This window comes from Mycobacterium sp. TH-M82, assembly GCF_057473605.1.
The window spans coordinates 1-2,947 of record NZ_JBYCKY010000721.1 but is presented as its reverse complement, the minus strand read 5'-3'; the positions used below and the strand labels follow the sequence as shown (position 1 = coordinate 2,947).

Annotated in this window: 3 protein-coding genes and 1 tRNA gene; 3 read left to right on the top strand and 1 reads right to left on the bottom strand. The window is 67.4% G+C overall.

Going from position 1 to position 2,947, the window contains the following annotated elements; genetic code table 11:
- The first annotated feature begins 28 nt into the window (after window positions 1-28).
- Window positions 29-117 (top strand) — tRNA-Ser (locus AC2VON_RS20975).
- Between the two features lie 30 nt (window positions 118-147).
- Here the strand turns inward: AC2VON_RS20975 and AC2VON_RS20970 are convergent.
- The gene (locus AC2VON_RS20970; RefSeq protein ID WP_486954640.1) at window positions 148-882 is read right to left on the bottom strand and encodes an Rv3717 family N-acetylmuramoyl-L-alanine amidase; all 735 of its coding nucleotides are present in this window, start codon (window positions 880-882) and stop codon (window positions 148-150) included.
- A gap of 126 nt (window positions 883-1,008) precedes the next feature.
- Here AC2VON_RS20970 and AC2VON_RS20965 point away from each other — a divergent pair, with 126 nt between their 5' ends.
- A complete protein-coding gene (locus tag AC2VON_RS20965; RefSeq protein ID WP_486954641.1) occupies window positions 1,009-1,512 on the top strand; it encodes a MarR family winged helix-turn-helix transcriptional regulator in 504 nt (167 codons plus the stop codon).
- 27 nt (window positions 1,513-1,539) lie between these two features.
- Window positions 1,540-2,892, top strand: coding sequence for a cryptochrome/photolyase family protein (locus tag AC2VON_RS20960; RefSeq protein WP_486954639.1), 1,353 nt, complete (start codon window positions 1,540-1,542; stop codon window positions 2,890-2,892).
- The last annotated feature ends 55 nt before the right edge of the window (window positions 2,893-2,947 follow it).

Here is a 2,947-nt window from a genome sequence, read left to right as displayed (position 1 = left end):
CAGCCGCCGGTTGGGTAGGCTGTCCGGCGGTGGCGTGTCCGAGCGGCCTAAGGAGCACGCCTCGAAAGCGTGTGAGGTTCACAGCCTCCGAGGGTTCAAATCCCTCCGCCACCGCCAGGGTGATCAGTCGCGTCACCACTGGATGTGCTACATACCGAGGAAGTTGACGATCCCGTGGGTGACCGCGGCCGCGTAGCGGGCGCGGCCGTCGGCGCTCTCCAGCTGCGCGGCGTCGTCGCTGTTGTTCATGTTGCCGAGTTCGACGAGCACCGCCGGGTATTCGGCCAGATTCAACCCGGCCAGGTCCGCTCGGCCGTACAGCCCGTCGGATCCGAGATAGCTGGACTCGGGAATGCCCGCGGCGGCCATCGCATCGCGGATCGCGGTGGCCAACTGCACCGCCGGGCCGGCCTGGGCGGCGTTGAGCGGCGGGTGTGAGTAGTTGACGTGGAATCCCCGGCCCGTGGCCGGGCCGCCGTCGGCGTGGATGCTGACGATCGCATCCGGGTGCGCCGCGTTGGCCGCGGCGGCGCGCTGGTCGATGCATGGACCCGATCCGGTGTCGTCGTCTCGGGACACCGCGGTGTGCACCCCCAGGTCATCGAGAAAGGCGCGGATCCGGTTGACGACGTCCCAATTGAGGCTGTGTTCGGGGTAGCCGGCGGCGCCGGCGGCGCCGCTCGTCTGGCAGGGTTTGGTGCCACCCCGGCCGTTGGGCACCTGCCTGGCCGTCGACGAATCAGTGGCGCCGTTGTGGCCGGGGTCCAAAAAGACCGTTGCCCCGGCAAGCGGAGCCGCAAACGAAGCCGGCGCGGCGAGCACGTCGATGACCGGCGCCAGCCAGCAAAGTACCGCGACAGCGCAGGCGGTGGCGCGACGCATCGCGAAAGATTAGCAAGCGTCGTGCCGAACGGTCCGGTCTCATGGGTTGATGAAGCTGATCGCGCCGACGGCAGCATGCGGGTGGTGTGGGTGCAGGACGATCCCTACGGTCGATGCCAGCCGGATATGCTGCACCCCGTCATGGACGCTGAGGAACATGTCGGCGACCGAGCCGCGTGGGAGTCGCTGATATCGGCCGATCTGCGGGAGCTGACGGCCGAATCTGAGCAGATCGGCCGGCTGTTCGCGGAGTCGCACGATGTGCGGCCGACCGATTTTCGCGCGCTGCTACACATTTTGGTGGCCGAAACCGCGGGGCAGCCGATCAGTTCTGGTGAACTCGGCCAGCGGATAGGCCTGTCGGGCGCCGGTATCACCTACCTGGTGGACCGGTTGATAGATTCCGGCCACGTCCGGCGCGATTCACATCCGGCCGACCGGCGCAAGGTCATCCTGCGCTACGGCGAACTCGGCATGGACACCGCTCGCTCGTTTTTTACCCCGCTGCAGCAGCACACCCGTGCCGCTTTAGCCGCCCTGCCGGACGCGGACCTGGTTGCGGCGCATCGGGTCTTCACCGCGCTGATCGCGGCGATGCACCGGTTCCAGGCTGAGTTAGACACGCGCTGAGCCGTCCGCGAAGAGCAGGATGAACAGATGCCGACAGTGCTGTGGTTCCGCCGCGACCTGCGGCTGCGTGACCTGCCGTCGCTGTTGGCCGCCGGCCAGGACGAGCACGTGCTTGGCTGCTTCGTGCTCGATCCGCGGCTGGAGGCGTCTTCGGGGCTGCGCCGACTGCAGTTTTTGGGCGACTGCCTGCGGCAACTGCGTGACGGCCTCGACGGTCGCCTGCTGGTAACACGCGGGCGGCCCGAAGAACGCATTCCGCTGCTCGCCAACGAAGTCGGCGCATCCGCGGTGCATGTGTCGGAGGATTTCACCCCGTTTGGGCGCCGCCGCGACGAGCGGGTCCGGGCGGCACTGCGGGAGGTGCCTCTGGTGGCGACCGGATCGCCGTACCTGGTCTCGCCGGGGCGCGTCGTGAAGAACGACGGCACCCCCTACAAGGTGTTCACCCCGTTTCTGCGCAGCTGGCGTGAGTGCGGCTGGCGGGCACCCGCGCGATCCGGACCCGAGTCGGCGCGCTGGCTTGATCCCGCAGACCTGCCCGGAAACGTCGCCTGCCCGGCAGAACCCCCCGACCCCGGGGCCGGGCTTGACCTGCCCACCGGTGAGGTGGCGGCGCTCCGGCACTGGCAAAACTTCGTCGACGACGGGTTAAACCGCTACGACGAGGGCCGCGATCGGCCAGACCGCGACGGCACCAGCCGGATGTCGGCGCACCTGAAGTTCGGCACCATCCATCCGCGCACGATGGTGACCGACCTCGACCTGCGGCGCAGCGGTCCCGCAGCATATCTGCGGCAGCTGGCTTTTCGCGACTTCTACGCCGCGGTGTTGTATCACTGGCCGCACAGCGCGTGGCGGAATTGGAACCGCGGCTTCGACGGTATCCAGACCGATACCGGAAAGCATGCGAAACGGTTGTTTGAGGTCTGGAAGGCCGGTGAAACCGGTTTTCCGATCGTCGATGCCGGCATGCGCCAACTCCGTGAGACGGGGTTTATGCACAACCGGCTCCGGATGATCGTCGCGTCGTTTCTGGTCAAGGACCTTCACCTGCCGTGGCAGTGGGGTGCGCGCTGGTTTTTGGAGCAGTTGGTCGACGGCGACATGGCCAACAACCAGCACGGCTGGCAGTGGTGCGCGGGATGCGGCACCGATGCCGCTCCCTATTTCCGGGTGTTCAATCCGACGACGCAGGGCCAGAAGTTCGATCCTGCAGGCGAATACGTCCGGCGCTGGGTTCCCGAGTTGGCGGGCGTCGATGACGCCCACCTGAAGAATGCGCACCGCCCGCCGGGCTACCCGGCGCCGGTTGTCGATCACCGTCAGGAGCGCGCGGAGGCGCTGCGTCGTTATCAAGGTGTGAGCGTAACGGAAAAGTAGGCCACCAGATCCGGTCGCCGATCAGCGCGAACAGCGCCGGAATGATCAGCGTGCG